Here is an 18,731-nt window from a genome sequence, read left to right on the forward strand (position 1 = left end):
CGGGCGGGCAGCAGTACGGCTGCCCGAGGTCTCGGAATACGCGGGGTCCCAACGTGAATCCGTACATTATCTCCCTGTTGCCCGGAAACCCGATCGGATTGTAGACGTGACGGGGCTCAGCCGGATTCCAGCTGTTCCCAGCGCTGGTAGCACCGAGCCAGTTCCGACTCGACCGTCTCGAGGCGAGTCTGAAGCTCGCGCATGCGTTCACCGTCGCGCAGGGCCTCCGGCTCGGTCATGGCGGTGGTCAGGGCCTGTTGTTCCTGTTCCAGGGATTCGATTTGCGCCGGCAGGGCCTCCAGTTCGCGGGCATCCTTGTAGGAGAGCTTGCGCGGCGCGGCGGGCGCAGGCTCGGGTTCGGCGGTGGGCGCGGCAGCCTTTGCCGCGGGCGCGCGTTCGGCAGGTGCGGGGGATTCGCCCTCCAGCAGCCGGCGGGTGACGCGCTCTGGCAGGTCGGACCACCCGCCCACGAACTCCTCGACCGATCCATCGCCCGGCAAGACCAGGGTGGAGGTGGCGACATTGTCCAGGAACGAGCGGTCGTGGCTGACCACGATGACGGTCCCGGTGTACTCGATCAGGAGCTGTTCCAGCAGCTCCAGGGTCTCCACGTCGAGGTCGTTGGTGGGCTCGTCGAGCACCAGCAGGTTCGCCGGGCGCAGGAACAGCTTCGCCAGCAGCAGCCGGTTGCGCTCGCCCCCGGACAGTGCCGAGACCGGCTGGCGCGAACGCGAGGGCGGGAACAGGAAGTCTTCCAGGTAGGACAGGATGTGGCGGCTCTCGCCGTTGACCATGACCCGGTCGCGGCCCTCGCCGACCGCATCCTGCACCGTGGTGTCCTCGTCCAGGTGCGCGCGCGCCTGGTCGAAGTAGGCGATCTCCAGCTGGGTCCCCAGTTTCACGCTGCCGGCCAGCGGTTCCATCTGCCCGAGCAGACCGCGCAGCAGGGTGGTCTTCCCGGCCCCGTTGGGTCCGACGATGCCCAGGGCATCGCCGCGTTGCAGCAGCAGGTTCACGTCGCTCACGATCGGGGTGTCGTAGCCGAAGTCCGCGTGCTCCGCCTCGATCACCAGGCGCCCGGAGCGCTGTTCCGGGCTCAGCTTCATCTTCACCTGCCCGCTGCGTTCACGGCGTTCGGCGCGCTTCTTGCGCAGGGCCTGCAACGCGCGTACGCGCCCCTCGTTGCGGGTTCGCCGGGCCTTGATGCCCTGGCGTACCCAGGTCTCTTCCTGGGCCAGCTTGCGGTCGAACTCCGCGCGCTGGGTGGCCTCGGTCTCCAGGCGTTCGGCCTGGCGCTCGCGAAACGCCTCGATCGATGGCGGGTGTTCGTACAGCTGCCCGCGGTCCAGTTCCAGGATGCGCGTGGCGACGCTTTCCATGAACTGCCGATCATGGCTGATAAACACTACGGTCAGGCCGCTCTCGATCAGGAACTGTTCCAGCCAGCGGATCGCGGCCACGTCCAGATGGTTGGTGGGCTCGTCCAGCAACAGCAGTTGCGGGCGCTGCACCAGCTCGCGTGCCAGCCAGACCCGGCGCTTGAGCCCACCCGACAGCGCGGCGAACTGGGACTCCGGATCCAGGCTCAGGCGCGAGATGGTGGTCTCTACCCGGTTCTGCAGGCTCCAGCCGTCGATTGCGTCCAGCTGCGACTGCACCGGTCCCATCTTGTCCAGCGCCTCCATGTCCCCGCCCGCGGCGGCCTGGCTGAGATGGTGGAAGCGCTCCAGAAGGCGGCCGGCCTCGCCCAGGCCCTCGGCGACTACGTCAAACACCGTGCCCTCGATCCCCGGGGGCAGTTCCTGGGTCAGGTAGGCGGTGGTCAGGCCGTCCTGGCGGGTGATCTCGCCCGAATCGGCCTGGGCGTCGCCATTGATGACCTTGAGAAGCGTGGACTTGCCCTCGCCGTTGCGCCCGGCGATGGCGACGCGTTCGCCGGGCTCCAGGCTCATGTCGACGCCGTCGAGCAGGGCGGCCATGCCGAAGGCCAGGTGGATATTGCGCAGGGTGAGCAGTGCCATTCGAGTTCCGGTCGCGAGCGAGTGTTGTAGCGGGCGCCAAGACTATCACCTTGGCGTGCCGTAGCGCGCACCGTGAGGCCTTTCAGGCTCGCCATCCCGGAGCGCGAATTGCGTTCTTTCTACTGCCTGCCGGGAGAGGCCGGCCCAGCGCGTCCGGAGCGAGGTTCCCGGGCGGAATCCGGGTGCCCTTCTTTGGGTACTTTCTTGGGCAAGCAAGAAAGGACCTCGCGGCGCGCTCGCGAGAGAGCGCGCGGCAGGCGGCCGGACGAAGGCACCGTAAACACCGGAGGACGAACCCGGACCAGCCACAACAGGGCAGGCGGCTGGGCGAAGGCATGTAAACACCGACGACGAGCCGTGGCCAGCCGGCGGAGTCGGCGGGGACGAGGCGGGCGTCAGGCTTCGCCCATGAGCCAGGCGCTGACGGCGCCGGCGAGGCTCATCAGGGCGAGTACGAAGATGGCGACTTCGGTGCCGGCCAGTTGGGCCAGCAGCCCAAACAGGCCGCCGATCAGCAGCAGGCCACCGATGACCGTGTTGCTGACGGCGGTGAACGCGGCGCGCGTTTCCTGGGTTGCCATGTCGACCAGGTACGTCTTGCGGCCCAGACGGACGCCGGCATGGCTGACCCCAAGCAGGAAGAACAGGGTCGCGTAGACCCAGCCGCCGGGGACCAGCGCATGGTCGGTGCCGACGGGCGCGAGCCAGACGCTCAGGGCGACCGCGATGCCGAGCCCGGCCGCGAGCAGGCCCGAAAGGATCAGGACCCAGCGCGCGGAGCGATCGGACAGCCGCCCCCAGACCGGGGCGCTGACGGCCGAGGCCAGGCCGCTGGCGAGGATCAGCAGGCCCAGGGTTCCCAGGTCGCCGGCGCTCGCGTCCTCCGCGAGCAGGACGTAGAAGGGGAGTGCCAGGGCCGTGCTCATCAACAGGGCGCGGGTCAGCACGAAGTGACCGAAGGCGCGGTCGGTCCACAGCAGGCGCATCGACTTGATGGCCTCGCTGACGGCGTTGCCGCCCCCTTCGGTGGCACCCGGATCCTCGCGCAACCCGGTAAAGGTTGCGGCGGCGACCCACCAAGCCCCGGCCGAGGCGGCCAGCAGGGCGACGAACACACCGATGCCGGCTTCGTCCAGGGTCGCGAGGGAGAGGTAGATGCCCAGCCCCAGGGTAGAGAACCCGGCCAGCGAGGCGGCATAGCCCATCACCGTCCCGCGCCGATGCTTCGCGATGGTCTTGCCCAGTACATCCTTCGCCGCAACCGAATTGATCCCGCGCGAAAGGGCAAAGACCACCAGCAGCCCGAGGATCGCCCAGCCGGCGGCCGCGCCCTCCAGGGTCAGCGCGACGATGGCCATGCCGGCCACCGCCAGGCCGGAAAGCGCGCTGCCGAGGACCCAGAAGCCCTTGCGGATGGCCCGGCGGCGAATGGATGCGGCGACGAACAGTTGCGGGAGCAGCGATCCGGACTCGCGGATCGGCACCAGGAAGCCGGCGAAGGCGGCCGGGGCGCCCAGGGCGCCCAGCAGCCAGGCCAGCACCAGGCGCGCCGAGGCCAGCTCGTCGCCGATCTTGCTCAGGGTGTTGGAGACCAGGTGGACAAAGAAATTGACCGGCTGGGCGCGGCAGGCGTGTTCCGGGATGTCCTTGCAGACGCGGGCGTCCTCGTCGCCGGCAATCGTCTCGTACAGGGAGACGATCGGGCGCGGCAGCTTGTCCGGGGCATTCTCGGCCATGAAGTCCTTCCGTTGCGTTGCCCCCGTCATTGCGAGGAGCGCAGCGACGCGGCAACCTCGCACTGGAGTCACCCGGCCTGGCGCGTTGCCAACTTTGTGAGGTTGCCACGTCGCCTTTGGCTTCTCGCAATGACGGGGCTTCGGCCCCATGCGGGGTCTTATCGGCGTCCGGCCAGCGGGTCGCTCGGGTCGACGCTGTCGCGGAACGGCTTGCGCCGGTCGAGGTTGGTCAGCTGGTAGACGTTGCCCAGCCAGTTGTTGATCACCGCCAGGGCCGTGTCATGCCAGGTGTTGTCCAGCCGATCCAGCAACAGGGCCTCGGGCAGCGCCGGGATCTCGGTGCAGTGTTCCAGTGCGGCCTCCACGTGCTCGCGGTGCTCGTCGAGGATCGCGGCCGCCTGCGGCATCAGGTAGTTCTCCGGCAACGGCGGGTAGGCGTCGCGTTCGCCCTGTATGTAGCGCACGACCTCGCGCTTGTACTCCTTGAGCAGGCTAATGGAGTCGTACTCCGGGTGGCCCTGGAAGAAGACCATGCGAAAGCCGTCCGGCGACGCGCCGAGGTGGATGCCAGACTGGTCGCTCTCCACCAGCACCCGAAGCCCGTGGCGTTCGAACTGTTCGCGCGACACATCGTTGTAGCGCGAGTGCGGCACATCGAAGCGGGTGTTCACGCCGGTGACCAGCGGATGGCCGCGGTCCACCACGCGGTGCGGGAACACGCCCCACAGCTTTTCGCCCATGTGCCGGCGGTGTTCGCCGTAGCGGGCCTGCAACACGGCATGGGTGGCGAGACAGGAGCACAGCGTCGAGGTCACGTTCTCCCAGGCCCAGTCCACCACCTCGGCCAGCGGCTCCCAGAAGGGTTCCAGCGCCAGGTCCGGCTGGGTCACGTTGGCGCCGGTGATGATGAGCGCGTCGAGGCCTTCCTTCTTCAGGTCCTCGAAGTCCTCGTAGTACTGCTTGACGTGATCGCGTCCCTTCGGCCCGCGCTTGAGCTGCGGCAGGGTGAACGGGTGGATATAGAACTGCGCGATCTGGTTGCTCTCGCCAATCAGGCGGAAGAACTGGCGCTCGGTGGCCGCGAGGGCCGCGTCGGGCATCATGTTCAGCAGCCCGATGTGCAGCGCGCGGATCTCCTGCTGCTGCGCGAAGTCGCTGGGCAGGACGGTCTCGCCCTCGCTCCGCAGGCGGGCAAAGGTGGGCAGGTCGGAGTAGGCGACAAGTGGCATTACAGGCGCGCCTCCCGTTCCAGGGCCATGCAGACCAGGTCATCGAAGTCGGCCGCATTGTGCACGCGCGCCAGTTCGGTGGTGCTGATGGTGTAGCCGTGGGTCTCGGCGATCGCCTCGTAGCGCGGCAGGCGCGCGCGGAACAGGCGCGAGAAGACCCAGCGAACGAAGGCGTCCGGATCGATCTGGGCGACGTAGTCCAGCCCCTCGTCGCGCATATATTCGGCCAGCTGCTGGTCGAGGAATGCCTCGCGGTAGTACAGCGGCTTGGGGTCGCGCTCGGCGCGCTCGATCAGCTGGCGCTCGTCCTCGTCAGTCGCCTTGATGTACAGGATCAGGGTGTGCTCGGCGAGGGTCTCCAGCACGCCGGGGCTGTCCAGTTCGCAGACCGAACCGCCGGCATCGTTGACGAAGTGCGGATAGCCGAACAGCGTTTGTGCCTTGTGGATGAAGTCCGGCACGTCGAGCATCGCTCGCACCTCGGCCTCGTGGTGCAGGGTCTGGCGGCGCTTGAACTCGGTCAGCGGCAGGCCGCCTCGTTCCGGGTTGCCGAGCTTGCCGAGGAAGCTCGCCACCGGGTGCAGGTTGTCCACGGTGATGTTGTTGATGATCTGGATCGAGTCCGAGCGCAACAGGTCGCGCAGGAACGGCACCGCCATCGCCTGGGCCTTGATGTTGTCCAGGATCGGCTCGCTCAGGTAGCGCGTGCCGATGCGGTAGTCCCCCGAATAGTGGAACCAGTCCTCGCGCCGGAGCATGTTGGACAGGCGCGTCTTGCCGACACCGGACATCCCCAGCAGGGTGATGCGGCGGTGCTCCTGGTTGCGGTATTCGTCGGGTGTCAGGCGCATGGGGACTCGATTAGCGTCGCAGGATGAACAGGATACCGGCGATCACCGCCAGGCCGCTGATGACGTAATGGTCGTACTGGAACTGCAGCCCCAGCAGGCCGCGCAGGCCGAAAAGGATCAGCCAGGCGCCCAATAGAATGTTGCCGAGTATGCGCATCCCTGCGGAATCCTCCGGTTAGCGGATCAGTTGGCTCAGTTCGCGGAACTGTGGATCGGCCGCGTCGCGCAGCCATTCGAACAGCACCGACTCGTGGTTGGTGATGATGGCCCCGGCCGCCCGCAGCCGTTCCAGCCCGTTGCGCTTGCGCCCGGCGTCGCGCGAGCAGACGCCGTCCTCGACCACGAAGACGGTCACGCCCGCCTCCAGCAGCTCCAGTGCCGTCTGGGTCACGCAGATGTGGGTCTCGGCGCCGGTCAGGATGATCTGGTCTCCCCCGGTCAGGCGCGCGTGAAGGTCGTCCTCCGCGCAGCAGGAGAAGGCCGTCTTGTCCGTGACCGCTCCGGCTCCTTCCAGCGCCTGTTGCAGGGGAGCGGAGACCTCGCCCAGTCCCTTCGGATACTGGCGCGAGACCTCGATCGGGATGCCCAGCTGGCGCGCGGCCTCGATCAGGCGCGCGGTGTTGCGCTCGACTTCGGCGCGGTCGGCCTCCGACATGGCGGCCAGCAGGCGTTCCTGCAGGTCGATCAGGACCAGGCGCGAGCGCTCGCGTTCGCAGCGGGCCTGCGGATTGTGCGCGGCGGGCCCGACCATTACTCCAGCAGGTCGTCGATGGCCTCGAGATCGGCCACGCTCAGGCGGCCGGCGGCGCGCTGCAGGCGCAGCGATTCGCCGAGGAAGCCGTAGCGGGCCTCGGCGTAGTCGCGCTCGGCGCGGAAGACCTCGCGCAGGGCCAGCAGGACGTCCACCTGGGTACGGGTACCGACCTCGAAGCCGGCCTCGGCCGCCTCGAATGCGGACTGGGTGGAGGCCAGGGCCTGCTCCAGGGCGCGCACGCGCGAGCTGTTCGACATCACCGACAGGTAGGCGCTGCGGGTGTCCTGGGTGGTGCGGCGCTCGACCAGGGACTGGCCTTCCTGAGCGGCCTGGAAGTCCTCGCGTGCCTGACGGGTCAGGGCGCTGACGCGACCGCCGGTGTAGAACGGGATCTCCAGTTGCACGCCGACCTGGGCGTCGGTGCCTTCGAAGAACGCGCCCCCGGAGCCTGGCGGGATGTCCAGACCGTGGTAGCGGTTCTCGCGGACCGACGCATTCAGGTTGACCCGCGGCAGGCCCTCGGCGCGCTGGCGCTGGATCTGTTCGCGGGCGGTCTCGGTGCTCAGGCGCTGGGCGGCCAGCTCGAGGTTGTTGGCGAGCGCGATGTCGACCCAGGCCTGCGGGTCGGCCGGGTCCGGCGGGGTCAGCTCGGCCTCGTCGTGCAGCATGTCCAGCTCGTCCCAATAGGTGTTGGTGATCACCGCGAGCTGCTCGCGGGTCAGGTCCAGCTGGTTCTCGGCGGCGATGCGTTCGGCCTCTGCAAGGTCGCGCTGGGCCTGGGCTTCGGTGACATCGGTGCGGGCGACCAGGCCGACGTCGAAGCGGCGCTCGGTCTGTTCCAGCTGGCGCTCGATCGCGTCCACCTCGGCCTCGCGGAAGGCGAGGGTCTCTTGCGCGATCAGCACGTCGAAGTAGGCCTGGGCGACGCGCAGGATCAGGTCCTGGCGGGCGCCGTCCAGTTCCGCCTCGGCGCGGGCGATCTCGAGATCCACCTGCGCCAGATCGATGTAGTTGCGGCGGTCGTAGACGCTCTGCGACAGATTGACGCCGAAGCTGGTCTGGCGGCCGTCGAGACTGCCCGGCTGGTTGCGGTCGTCGCGGTAGAACGCGCCGGCCTCGGCCTGCCCGGAGATCTGCGGCAGCAGGGCGGAGCGCGCGATCGGACGGTTTTCCAGCACGCTGCGGTATTCCGCCTCGGCGGTACGCAGTTCGGCGTCTTCCGCGGCCGCCCGCTCGTAGACCTCCATCAGGCTGGAGGCAGCGGCGGGCGTCGAGATCACAAGGGCCAGCCCGGCGGCGGCAAGAAGCGACGGCAGACGGTTCATGGACGCGACTCCGGAGGATATTAGGAAAAGCCTATCCTATCAGAGCCGCAACGCCGTGCGCGCCCATTTTCGTCAACAGCGGGCAGTCGTGCCCCTCCGGGGTGGATGCCCCGGATTCCCCGATCTTGCGGTGCCCATGCGAGCGCATACATGGATCGGCGTTTCCCCGGGCGAGTGGGCTGCCCGGGCAGCGCTCAGAATTCGAAGGCGGGTTTCGGCTCGAAGCCGGCCAGCGGCTTCACGCGGGTCTCGAACAGGCCCTCGTGGAGGCAGTCATCCTCGGTGGTGCGGGTAATCAGCTGCGCCTCCATGATCGGGCCGTCGCCGGTGATCACGAACAGCCGGCCGCCGAGCGTCAGGTACGGCTCGAGGAAATCTTCGTACTCGGTCATGGCGCCGGTCAGGATGATCGCGTCGTAGCGCGGGCGCGGTGGCGTCCAGTCGCGGGTCACCGTGGCGGTACGCAGGTTGGCGTTGTCGAGGCCCAGGTCCGTCAGCCGGTTGCGCGCGGCCAGACGCAGCTCGTCGATGCGCTCGATGCTGTCGACCTGGGCGGCCAGGTGGGCCAGGCAGGCGGTGACGTAGCCGGAACCGGTGCCGATCTCCAGCACGGTCTCGGTGGGCTGCGGCGACACGGCCTGCAGCAGGCGGCCGACCACGACCGGCGGCAGGGTGTTCTCGCCGTGCCCCAGCGGGATCTCGGAATCGGCGTACGCCAGGGCCTGGTAGGGCTCGGGCATGAAGCGCTCGCGCGGCAGCGTTTCCATCACGTCCAGAACACGAGTATCCAGCACGTCCCAGGGGCGGACCTGCTGTTCGACCATGTTGATCCGGGCCTTGGCGTAATCCATCGCGGTTTCCTCAGTACGCTCGACAGCCGCGAAAGAGTACGTTCACGGGCCGAAACAGGCAAGTAGGAGCTCAGCCCTCTGCGCGATTGGATGTTGGACAGGCCCCATTGCCCAGGGGGGCTCCTGCGCTCCGGCCCCGTGCAGGAGCCGAGCCTCCCGGCGATTGGGTGTTGGACAGGACCCATCGCCCAGAGGCTGGGCTCCTACGGTTCGGGGTTATCCGGGAGGGCGTCGGCAATGGCGCGAATGCGCTCGCGCTGCAACGCCTCGCCCAGTGCCTTGCCCTTGTAGCCCTCGGCCATCAGCGCCTGCGGCTGCACGCCTTGCGCGGCTGCCACCGCGCGGCGCACCGCGTCGGCCTGCGGATAGGGCTTGTCTTCCCAGCCGGTGCGACCGCGGAAGTCCGCCTCCACCGCCAGCAGGAAGGGTTCTACGTTCTCCGGGCGGCGCAGGACGTCCAGGCCGTCGACCAGCTTCATCACGGTCTTCGGACGCAGCTCGAACACGCGATGCACCAGCCCGTGGTAGCGCGCCACGCGCACCGCCAGGTCGCGGTAGCGGTTGGGTATGCGCAGGCGTTCGGTCAGGGCGCGGATCAGATCCACCCCGCGTTCCTCGTGCCCGTGATGGCTGGGCAGGATCTCCGGGTCGGTGGTGCCCTTGCCGAGGTCATGCACCAGCGCGGCGAAACGGACCTCCGGCGCATCGGAAAGCCGGGTCGCCTGGTCCAGCACCATCAGGGTATGCACGCCGGTGTCGACCTCCGGGTGGTAGCGTTCCGGCTGGGGCACGCCGAACAGCCGCTCGATCTCGGGGAACAGGATGGCGAGCGCCCCGGCCTCGCGCAGCACCTCCAGAAAGCGCCGCGGGGCCGGGCTCTTCAGGGCCTTCTCGCATTCTGCCCAGACGCGCTCGGGTACCAGGGCGTCGACCTCGCCGGAGGTGACGAGCTCGCGCATCAGCGTCAGCGTGTCGGGTGCGACTTCGAAACCCCACGGCGCAAGCTGTGCGGCAAATCGGGCCACGCGCAGCAGGCGTACCGGGTCCTCGGCGAAGGCGGGAGCGACATGCCGCAGCCGGCGCGCTTCCAGGTCGGCCTGGCCGTTGTAGGGGTCGATCAGCGTGCCGTCGGCATCCTCGGCCATCGCGTTGATGGTGAGATCACGGCGTTCGAGATCGTCCTCCAGGGTGACCTCGGGCGAGGCGTTGAACTGGAAGCCGTGATAGCCGCGCGCGGTCTTGCGCTCGGTGCGTGCCAGCGCGTATTCCTCGTGGGTTTCGGGATGCAGGAAGACGGGGAAGTCGCGCCCGACCGGTCGAAAGCCCGCAGCCTCCATCGCCTCCGGCGTGCTGCCGACGACGACGTAGTCGCGCTCCGTGAACGGGCGACCCAGCAGGCGGTCGCGAACCGCACCGCCGACGAGGTAGGTCTGCATGGCGGCCCCGGGTTCGCGATCCGGGTCAGCCGCGGCCCGATCCGCGGTTGAGGGTCCGCAGTACCTGCATGCGGGCCTCGCGTCCGGCACCGCCGCCACCCAGGTAGCTGGGAGCGATGGATTCCAGGCGGGTCGGGCAGGGCAGCTGCTGCTCGCCGTCGCAGACCGAGTCGATGGTCAGCGAGGCGAAGTTGTCGCGCGACAACGGCTTGCCGGGCACGAACTCGAGCACGCTGGCCTGCAACTTGCCGGCCCAGTCGGGCAGGCCGATTACCGGGCGCCGGTGGCCGGAGACCCGGCCCACATACCGCACCAGGTCGCCCAGGGTGTAGGTCTTCGGGCCGCACAGTTCGAAGCCCTGACCCACGGTGTCATGGTCTTCCAGGGCCTCGACGAAGTGCTCCGCCACATCGCCCACGAACACCGGGGCGAAGCGGGCCCGGGCGCGGGCCAGCGGCATCACGGGGGAGAATTTCAGCAGTGTGGCGAAGCGGTTCAGGAACGAGTCTTCCGGTCCGAAGATCACCGACGGCCGGAACACCGTGACCGCCAGGCCCTCGCTGGCGAATACGGCCTGTTCGGCCGCACCCTTGCTGCGCAGGTAGTGGCTGGGGGCGTCGTCCATGTCCGCCTTCAGTGCGCTCATCTGCAGGAAGCGGCGCACGCCCTGCGACTCGGCGGCGGCCAGGGCCTTTTCGGTCAGCTCGGTATGGGCGGCACGGAAGCCGGCGCCACTGTGGCCACGCTCGTTCAGGATGCCGACCAGGTTGATCACCGCGTCCTGTCCCGCGAACACGCGTTCCAGGGTGGCGGGGTCATGGGCGCTGCCCTCGACCAGGTCCACCTCGGGGTTGACCAGGAGATCGCGATGGCGATGCGGGCGCCGGGACAGCACGCGGACCTTCAGGCCGCGGTCAATCAGTCGGCGGATAATGTGGTGGCCGACAAAGCCCGTGCCGCCGAGCAGGCAGACATTGCGAATCGAATCGATCGACATGGGGCAAGGTCCTTCCGAAAGCGAGTGCGGGACGTCTTATACTCGGGTGACCGGCATTGTTCAAACTAGCAAATAGTTGACCTGTGTTTCCCATGGCCTGTTTCCGGGTCACCAATCCGAGGCGCCGACATGACCGAACTGACCGCGATCAACCCTGCGACCGGCGAGACGCTCGCGCGCTACCCCCGCATGGATCGGGACGGGCTGGAGGCTGCGCTGGCACGCGCGGCCAGTGCCGCTCCGGACTGGGCGGCACGCCCGATGGCGGAGCGTGCCGCCCGCCTGCGCGACCTGGCCGGGGTGCTGCGCGACGAGCGCGAGACCCTGGCGACCACGGCCACCCGCGAGATGGGCAAGCGGCTGGTCGAGGCGCGCGCCGAGGTCGACAAGTGCGCGAATGCCTGCGAGTACTACGCCGAGCATGGTCCGGACTTCCTGCAGGACACGATGATCGCCTCGGATGCGAGCCGTTCCTTCATCGCCTGGCAGCCACTGGGGACCGTGCTGCTGGTGATGCCCTGGAACTTTCCCTACTGGCAGGCCTTTCGCCAGGCGATCCCGGCCACGCTGGCCGGCAACACCGTGCTGCTGAAGCACGCCTCCAACGTCCCCGGATGTGCCGAACATCTGGAACGGGTGTTTACGGCGGCCGGTTTCCCCGAGGGGGTGTTCCGCAATCTGCCGGTGGGCTCCGACGCGGTGGAAGGCATCATCACGGACGCTCGCGTGCAGGGCGTCAGCCTGACGGGTTCCGAAGGCGCCGGGCGTGCGGTGGGCGCCGCCGCCGGCAAGGCCCTGAAGTCCTCGGTGCTGGAACTGGGCGGCTCGGATGCCTTCGTCGTGCTGGCGGATGCCGATCTCGACCACACCGTGGAGCAGGCGGTACGCGGGCGCTTCCAGAACAACGGCGAGACCTGCATCGCCGCCAAGCGCTTTATCGTCGAGGAGATGATCGCCAAGGACTTTGTCGAGCGCTTCAAGGCGGCCATCGAGGCGCTGGTGATCGGTGATCCGATGGCCGAGGGAACGAACATCGGGCCGCTGGCGCGCGATGACCTGCGAAGCGAGTTGCACGACCAGGTGACCCGCAGCGTGGCGGCCGGCGCTCGCCTGGTGTCGGGCGGCGAGCCGCGCGACGGGGCGGGTTACTTCTATCCGCCCACGCTGCTGGATGCCGTGGAACCCGGCATGGCGGCCTTCGATGAGGAGACCTTCGGCCCGGTCGCGGCGGTCACCCGGGCGCGCGACGCGGACCACGCCATCGAACTCGCCAACGGCTCGCGCTTCGGCCTGGGCGGCAGCGTCTGGACCGCCGATCCGGCTCGCGGCGAGGCCCTGGCCCGGCGCCTGGAATGCGGCTGCGCCTTCGTCAACGGCATCGTCAAGAGCGACCCGCGCCTGCCTTTCGGCGGCGTGAAGGACTCCGGCTACGGCCGCGAACTCTCGGAGCTCGGCATCCGCGAATTCGTCAACGCTAAGACCATCTGGGTGGCTTGATCAGGCGTCCTTGTTCATCGTTCCGTCAACGTGGGGGCGGGTAACGCCCTCGGCGTGCCGGGCTGCATGACGGATTTCGGGGTTGCCGTTCCCCCTCTTGTTGTTTCGTTTATTGCGTTTGCTGTGTAAGTGCTCCTATATTCGTCAGTAAACGCACAGGAACCGACATGAACGCCCCTGGACAGCACAATGCATTGCCCGACGCCGAAGCGGCCGCGCTGGCGCGCGAAAGCGCGAGCGCGTTGGCCCGGCTACTCGCGGAGAAGCCCGAGGCGGAACGGGCACAGATTCGGCTGGATGGAGCCGATCTGATCGTGCCGCGGCAGGCGGTCTCCCTATTGCGTGACATTCTCGCCCAGATGGCCCAGGGCAATGCGGTGACGATCGTCCCGACGCACGCAGAACTGAGTACCCAGGAGGCGGCTACTATCCTGAACGTGTCCCGACCGTTTGTGGTCAAGCTGTTGGAACAGGGTGAAATCCCGTTTCGGAAAGCCGGTACACATCGCCGCATTCGGTACGAGGACCTGATGAAGTACAAGGCGCGCATGGACTGCGATAGCCGAGAAGCAATGGATGCCCTGGCCGCGCAAGCGCAGGAGCTGGATATGGGCTACTGATACATGCGCTTCATCGTCATCTACGATGCCTGCGTCTTGTATCCGGCCCCTTTGCGTGACTTCCTGATCGCTTGGCCCGTACCGGTCTTTTCTCCGCGAAGTGGACGGACGATATCCATGAGGAGTGGATTCGCAACCTGTCGGCGCGCCGTCCGGAAATTTCCCACAGCCTCCAGCGGACCCGCCAGTTGATGGACCAGGCGGTGCCGGACTGCCTCGTGCAAGGCTATGAACCGCTTGTGGAGGGTCTCGATCTGCCCGATTACGACGACCGTCATGTTCTGGCGGCGGCAATCCGGGCCGGTGCCCAAGCCATTATTACTTTCAACCTCAAAGACTTTCCCGAACGCAGACTTTCGCCATTCGATCTGGAAGCGATGCATCCCGACGTCTTCGCCGAACATCAGCTTGATCTGGGCGAAGCAGCTGTCCTTCAGGCAGCCAAAGAGGCGCGGACCGCCCTGCGCAACCCGGAGGTCAGTCCCGATGCCTACATCGAAACTCTCGAGCAACAGGGTTTGGTCGTAACCGCTCAGCGCTTGCGCGAGTTCTCGCATTTGATTTAATCCCCGTCGGCATCGCCTGGTTTCTTCACGGCGTCCGGTCGCCCCAGCGCGCATCGTTAGGCAACAGATCAACCGGCGGGGCGTCGTTTCGTCCTTAAATTGCTGGAGCTTGTAGAGCCAAGCGAGGGTGACGGCTGGGGTGGTCCAGTAGCTGGGCGGCCAGGGTGTTGCGGTCGCGGGGCAGGTAGCCCAGGTGGTGATCCACCCAATGTTGATGGGTGTGGCATCGAACTCTCCCTGGTGGAACCCCGCCGTCGAGACCCAGGCCTCCGACCGCGCCCACCGCATCAACCAGAACAAGCCCGTGTTCGTCTACTAGCTGGTCACCGAAGCACGGTGTAAGAAAAGATCCTCGCCCTGCAGGCGCAGAAACAGCAACTCGCCGACCACGTATATGGCAAGGACGACCCCGCCGACCCGAACGATGCCCCCATCGATGCCGAACCCCTTCGGCGCCTGCTGACACAGGATTAGTCCCGCCTCTAGCCAGGCGAAGCCGGGTCCATGGTCATTCTCCCACTGGTACAGCATGGGCGTTGATCGCAGATTTCTATTCCTGGGTAGCCCGGGTCCTGCGGACCTCCGGGGCCTCTCCCTTCACGGATTCGCCCACTACCCGCTTTGATGAGGCCGGAGCGCGAAGTTCAAGATGGCATAACGCTTTCTGAGCAGGATCGGCTTGGAAGAGACGCTTCCACTTATTTGAGTACGGTTCATCCCCGCGGGTGCGGGGAACACTGTCTCTCGCACAATTCCATGCCGATAGAAAGGTGATGGTGGGACTCCACAAATGCGTGCAAGTGAATTTTGACTGCCACTGCAGTCTCGACTTGCAATCATTCGCTTTGGGCACGGCTGGCCGGTAGCTTGGGGCGGTAGAGGCCGAGTTCGAGACGGTGGTGGCGGTCGGCGTGGTCGCGCTTTTCCAGGATGCGGGCGATCAGGGGCTGGTCCTGGTCCAGTAGCCGGGCGGCCAGGCCGTTGCGGTCGCGGGGCAGGTAGCCCAGGTGATGATCCATCCAGCGCACGGCGACGGCCTGGCCGTCGTGGGTGTTGGTGCGTTCGCGTTCCACGGTCAGGGCCTGGCCGCGCTTGAGGATGTCCCACAGTCTGGGCGCCTCGTGGTGGCGGAAGCCGGCCAGGGGGATGCGGTCCAGCAGTTCTTCGGTGGTGGCGGTGTGGTTGTAGGTACCGCGCTTGGCGTAGTAGCCGGCGAGCGGCGGGACGGGACGTGCCTGACGGTTGTGCGACATGTTCGGACTCCTCGGTGTGGCCTGGGTGTCCGTTGTAGCACCGGGGGTGGCTCACAGAATGAGCCACCCCGGAAATCCGGCGCCCTCAGCCGGGCGAGTGGTACTGACCGGCGGCCCGCGTGAGGTCGTCGGCCACGCGCCGGCGCAGCGCGGCGGGCGCCAGCACCTCGACGCCCGGGCCGTGGCGAAGGATCTCCTGGACCAGCTCGGTCGGGTCGGAGTAGGGGATGCGAAGGCGATACGCGTCGCCCTCGTATTCGCCGATCTGCTCCGGGTGCCAGGTCTCGTCGCCGACCCAGCGGGCGTGTTCCGGGGTGAATCGCAGCACGGCCCATTCCTGTGCGGGACCGGTGAAGATGCCAAAGGCGTCTCCGGTGTGGGCATCCAGGGTCGCCTCGTCGATGCTGCGGTAGGCGGACTCCGCCGGCTGCACCGAGCGGATGCGTTCCAGGGCGAAGGTGCGCAGGTCCCGAGCCCGCTCGCACCAGGCGATCAGGTACCAGTTGTCGCGGTAGTAGAGCAGGCGCTGCGGGTGCACGACACGACAGCTCGCGGCGTCCCGCGCACGGCCGTGATACTCGATCTCGACGGGGTGTTCGTCCAGGGTTGCGGAGGCGACCGCCTGAAAGCTTTCGCCGCGGCTGCCGCGCTGAGCCAGTGGCTGGATGCGGATGCGGCGGCGCACGGTGTCTGGCTGGTGCCCGCCGCTGGCGAGCAGCTCGCGGATGCGGCCCTTCAGCGGCCCCAGCGTGGGTGCCAGCAGCCCGGGCTGCACGTCCTCCAGCAACTGCTCCATGGTCAGCAGCGCCAGCAGCTCGGATTCGTTGAACCACAGCCCCGGCAGCTCGAACGCCGGGGCATCCTGCGCGTAGCGGTAGCCATTGGCCTGGGCATCGTATTCGATGGGCGCCTGCATGAAGTCGCGCATGTACTCGAGGTCGCGCTTGATGGTGGCACGCGAGACCTCGAGGCGTTCCATCAGATCCGCCAGCGAGGGCGGACGCCTCCCCTGCAACAACCGATGCAGGTGAAAGATGCGCTCGGCGCGGTTCACGCGTAGGAAGGAGACGTGGGCATGTCCGGGACGCTACCGACGGGGCTGGTATCCCGCAAGCATTTCCTTGCGGCGACTCACTCAGTGTCGCCCTCAGGGCGTTCGGCGGGTGGCCAGCAGTCGTGCCACCACCGCGAGCGCGATATTCACCAGGACGAGAACCGGCGCAAAGGGCTGATCCAGCGGCAGGCTGAGGCTCCAGGCGATCAGGAAGCCCGTCAGGGCAATGGCTTGGGTCCACAGGAACAGCCCGCGCAGATTGCGCGCGAGATAGGCCGCGCCCCAGGCGGGCAGCAGCAGGGTGGCGAGGGCGGCGGGCAGCCCCAGCACCATGCTGCCCAGCACGACAGCGGCTACCAGCCAGCCGATCTCGGTGAGTCGCAGCCACGCGAGCGGGGCCGGTGTGGCGGGGACGTCGGGGGCGAGCTGCGCGTGCCGCCATACGCGATACAGCCCGGGCGCGAGCGCGAGGCTGGCCAACCCGAGCGCGACCACCGCCCATAGTTCGCGGGGGCCGGCGAAGTACAGCTGGCCCTCGGCCCAGGCGGCCGCGGCGAGGCTGGCCTGAGCGAAATTGGCGGCCAGCAATGTCACGGCTGCCAGTCCCGCAAGAAAGACTGCAAGAGGCAAGCGCTCGCGGTCGGGGCTACGCTGCAGCAGGGCCATGACTCCGGCACCGAGTGCCAGTGCCACGGGCAGTACCGGCCAGTGAAAAACAGAAGCCAGGACGCCGCCAGTTGCGGCCCATTGCCCGAGCGCCAGGGCTTGCCAAACCGAACCGCGCAGGAATAGGCCGGCCCCGGCCAGGGCCAGCACGACCGTGATCAGCAGCCCGGCGACAAAGGGCAGGAACAGTAGGTCACCGAGCATTGAGGTAGTCCGTCAGCGGGTGGTTCTCGGCCCCGACGGCCCGCAGGAAGTCGTCGTCGTGGCTGGTCATCACCAGGGTGGCATCGGTCGGGAGGGTGGCAATCAGTTCCACCGCGTCGCCGCGTACCTCGGCGTCGAGGTGGTTGGCGGGTTCATCCAGCAGGATCAGGCGTTCCTGCGGTCGCTGGTGGATGCCACTGTGCAGGGCCGCCGCCAGGCGCAGGAGTTGCCACTGGCCGCCACTCAGGCGGTCGAGCCGGCGATTGAGCAAGGCTTGCACACGGGGCTGACCCGGTGCCGCTGCCCCCATCGCCCGGAACCAGTCGTGTCCGCACAAGGGCCAGGGATCCCGCCGGGAGTGGTCCTGCGCCAGCAGGCTGACGCGGGTCGAGGGTCCGAGCTCCAGCGTGCCTCCGTGTATCCGTGCCTGGCCGGTCACGGCCTTCAGCAGCAGGGACTTGCCGATGCCGTTCGGACCGGTCAGGGCCCATCGGGCCCCCGTGGGTACTTCAAGGGACAGCGGGCCCAGCACCGGGCGATGAAAGCCGAGGTGTACGGCCTGTGCGCGCAGGATGGCGAGGGCGGGCTGAGGCGTCATGCGAGCTCGCAAGGGTTGGGAGGGAGTCAATCATATCGGGCCCGGAAGGCTTTTTCCGGGCCCGATCGTCATGAAGGCTTTTTGCCCTGGGTCAGCGCTGAGGCAGCGTTTCAGCCCAGGTGGCCATCAGTTCCAGGTAGCCCTCCAGGGACGAATCCGCGGGCGGATCCAGCGGCACCGGATGACTGGCCCACCCGAGGTTGCGTTCCAGGAACTCCGCGCCGCGCGCTGGCTGGAAGGCCGCATGGAGGACCGTGCCCTCGGTGCCTTCCAGGTCGCTCACCAGGCTGCGCAGGTGGCGCGCGGTGGGCGGGATGCCCGGAGCCGGTTCCAGATAGCCCACGATCTCGACCGGGAGCCACTCCTCGAGGTAGTCGAGGTCCTCGTGGTAGACCACGATGCGTTGGTTCGGCTGGACCTGTTCGGCCAGTGTCTCGGCGTGGTCGCGCAGGCGTTCGGCGGCGCGCTCGGCGCGTTCCGTAAACGTGGTGGCATGGTCCGGGCGCAGGTCGCCCATGCGCTCGGCCAGCGCCAGGGCGATGTCTGCCAGGCGCAGCGGATCGGCGTTGAAGTGCGGGTTCCCCTCTTCGTGGACGTGGCCCATGTTCGGGCCGTCCATGGTGATGGAACGGCGCAGCTCGATCATGTCCGCTGCCCGGAAGTGGCCCGGCTGGCCGGAGTTGATCGCGCGGTTGCGGGCGCCGCGCTGGGCGGCCGGCAGCCAGCCTTCCTCGAGCCCGGCGCCGATCTCGAGCAGCATGTCGGCGCGACGCAGGGCCGCCATGAAGCTCGGGCGGGCGTCCAGGTCGTGCGCGTCCCGGTCCGGCGGGGCGAGGACCCGGACCTCGGCCTCGTCACCGCCGATCTCGCGGGCCAGGGCGCCGAGGGTAGAGGTGGTGGCAACGATGTTCAGTCCGGCGGCGGCCTGCGACGGCAGCAGGAGCAAGCCCAGGAGTACCACCGAGGCGAGGGTGGCGAGCGTTCGGGTCATACGGATGCGAGTCTTGCGATAGGACATGCGGGACTCCTTTCAGATCGGGATACGGGCGGAGGCAGGCAGGGACGGGAGCAGC

General features: G+C 67.9%; 19 protein-coding genes. 3 read left to right on the forward strand and 16 right to left on the reverse strand.

Translation table 11 applies throughout. The features are described 5' to 3' along the window. Window positions 1-116: 116 nt before the first annotated feature. From F817_RS0106210 to F817_RS0106255, 10 genes are all read right to left on the reverse strand, one after another. A complete protein-coding gene (locus F817_RS0106210) occupies window positions 117-2,021 on the reverse strand; it encodes an ATP-binding cassette domain-containing protein (protein WP_024326835.1) in 1,905 nt (634 codons plus the stop codon). Between the two features lie 395 nt (window positions 2,022-2,416). Next, entirely contained in the window at window positions 2,417-3,757 is a 1,341-nt protein-coding gene (locus F817_RS0106215; RefSeq protein WP_024326836.1) for an MFS transporter, read from the reverse strand. A gap of 158 nt (window positions 3,758-3,915) precedes the next feature. Then, window positions 3,916-4,986, reverse strand: a complete 1,071-nt coding sequence (locus tag F817_RS0106220; RefSeq protein ID WP_024326837.1) for a homoserine O-succinyltransferase — start codon at window positions 4,984-4,986, stop codon at window positions 3,916-3,918. Beyond that, window positions 4,986-5,837 (reverse strand): ATPase, encoded by an 852-nt coding sequence (locus F817_RS0106225; RefSeq protein WP_024326838.1) that lies wholly within the window; start codon window positions 5,835-5,837, stop codon window positions 4,986-4,988. The genes F817_RS0106220 and F817_RS0106225 overlap by 1 nt, the downstream gene beginning before the upstream one ends. Before the next feature lie 10 nt (window positions 5,838-5,847). After that, entirely contained in the window at window positions 5,848-5,994 is a 147-nt protein-coding gene (locus F817_RS14600; protein ID WP_012983821.1) for a hypothetical protein, read from the reverse strand. 18 nt (window positions 5,995-6,012) lie between these two features. Beyond that, complete coding sequence (locus tag F817_RS0106235) at window positions 6,013-6,588, reverse strand: isochorismatase family protein (protein ID WP_024326839.1); 576 nt, start codon at window positions 6,586-6,588, stop codon at window positions 6,013-6,015. Then, window positions 6,588-7,916, reverse strand: a complete 1,329-nt coding sequence (locus tag F817_RS0106240) for a TolC family outer membrane protein (RefSeq protein ID WP_024326840.1) — start codon at window positions 7,914-7,916, stop codon at window positions 6,588-6,590. Before F817_RS0106240 ends, F817_RS0106235 begins: the two co-directional genes overlap by 1 nt. Before the next feature lie 194 nt (window positions 7,917-8,110). After that, the gene (locus F817_RS0106245) at window positions 8,111-8,767 is read right to left on the reverse strand and encodes a protein-L-isoaspartate O-methyltransferase (RefSeq protein WP_024326841.1); all 657 of its coding nucleotides are present in this window, start codon (window positions 8,765-8,767) and stop codon (window positions 8,111-8,113) included. Between the two features lie 203 nt (window positions 8,768-8,970). Next, on the reverse strand, window positions 8,971-10,203 hold the full coding sequence (locus F817_RS0106250; RefSeq protein WP_024326842.1) for a multifunctional CCA addition/repair protein: 1,233 nt from the start codon (window positions 10,201-10,203) through the stop codon (window positions 8,971-8,973). A 25-nt stretch (window positions 10,204-10,228) separates the two neighbouring features. Next, window positions 10,229-11,200 (reverse strand): complex I NDUFA9 subunit family protein, encoded by a 972-nt coding sequence (locus F817_RS0106255; protein WP_024326843.1) that lies wholly within the window; start codon window positions 11,198-11,200, stop codon window positions 10,229-10,231. Between the two features lie 129 nt (window positions 11,201-11,329). Between F817_RS0106255 and F817_RS0106260 the strand changes: the two genes are divergently transcribed. The 3 genes from F817_RS0106260 to F817_RS14130 all read left to right on the forward strand — a co-directional run bounded on the left by F817_RS0106260 (window position 11,330) and on the right by F817_RS14130 (window position 13,883). After that, on the forward strand, window positions 11,330-12,697 hold the full coding sequence (locus F817_RS0106260) for an NAD-dependent succinate-semialdehyde dehydrogenase (RefSeq protein WP_024326844.1): 1,368 nt from the start codon (window positions 11,330-11,332) through the stop codon (window positions 12,695-12,697). Window positions 12,698-12,864: 167 nt separating this feature from the next. Beyond that, window positions 12,865-13,317, forward strand: coding sequence for a helix-turn-helix domain-containing protein (locus tag F817_RS0106265; protein WP_024326845.1), 453 nt, complete (start codon window positions 12,865-12,867; stop codon window positions 13,315-13,317). Between the two features lie 71 nt (window positions 13,318-13,388). Beyond that, a complete protein-coding gene (locus F817_RS14130) occupies window positions 13,389-13,883 on the forward strand; it encodes a PIN domain-containing protein (protein WP_231369395.1) in 495 nt (164 codons plus the stop codon). Window positions 13,884-14,198: 315 nt separating this feature from the next. On the opposite strand, the gene F817_RS14700 is transcribed toward F817_RS14130, so the two are convergent. From F817_RS14700 to F817_RS0106305, 6 genes are all read right to left on the reverse strand, one after another. Continuing rightward, the gene (locus F817_RS14700) at window positions 14,199-14,414 is read right to left on the reverse strand and encodes a hypothetical protein (RefSeq protein ID WP_024326847.1); all 216 of its coding nucleotides are present in this window, start codon (window positions 14,412-14,414) and stop codon (window positions 14,199-14,201) included. Window positions 14,415-14,719: 305 nt separating this feature from the next. Further along, a complete protein-coding gene (locus F817_RS0106285; protein ID WP_024326848.1) occupies window positions 14,720-15,136 on the reverse strand; it encodes an HIRAN domain-containing protein in 417 nt (138 codons plus the stop codon). Between the two features lie 85 nt (window positions 15,137-15,221). Next, window positions 15,222-16,190 carry a YafY family protein gene (locus tag F817_RS0106290; RefSeq protein WP_024326849.1) on the reverse strand — a complete coding sequence of 323 codons (969 nt, stop codon included), beginning with the start codon at window positions 16,188-16,190 and terminating at the stop codon, window positions 15,222-15,224. A gap of 93 nt (window positions 16,191-16,283) precedes the next feature. After that, window positions 16,284-17,060, reverse strand: coding sequence for a metal ABC transporter permease (locus F817_RS0106295; RefSeq protein ID WP_024326850.1), 777 nt, complete (start codon window positions 17,058-17,060; stop codon window positions 16,284-16,286). Then, a complete protein-coding gene (locus F817_RS0106300) occupies window positions 17,050-17,658 on the reverse strand; it encodes an ATP-binding cassette domain-containing protein (RefSeq protein WP_024326851.1) in 609 nt (202 codons plus the stop codon). Before F817_RS0106300 ends, F817_RS0106295 begins: the two co-directional genes overlap by 11 nt. Before the next feature lie 91 nt (window positions 17,659-17,749). Further along, a complete protein-coding gene (locus F817_RS0106305; RefSeq protein WP_024326852.1) occupies window positions 17,750-18,676 on the reverse strand; it encodes a metal ABC transporter substrate-binding protein in 927 nt (308 codons plus the stop codon). Window positions 18,677-18,731 lie beyond the last annotated feature (55 nt).

The sequence above is a fragment of the Thioalkalivibrio sp. AKL19 genome (assembly GCF_000420165.1).
Lineage (GTDB): Bacteria > Pseudomonadota > Gammaproteobacteria > Ectothiorhodospirales > Ectothiorhodospiraceae > Thioalkalivibrio.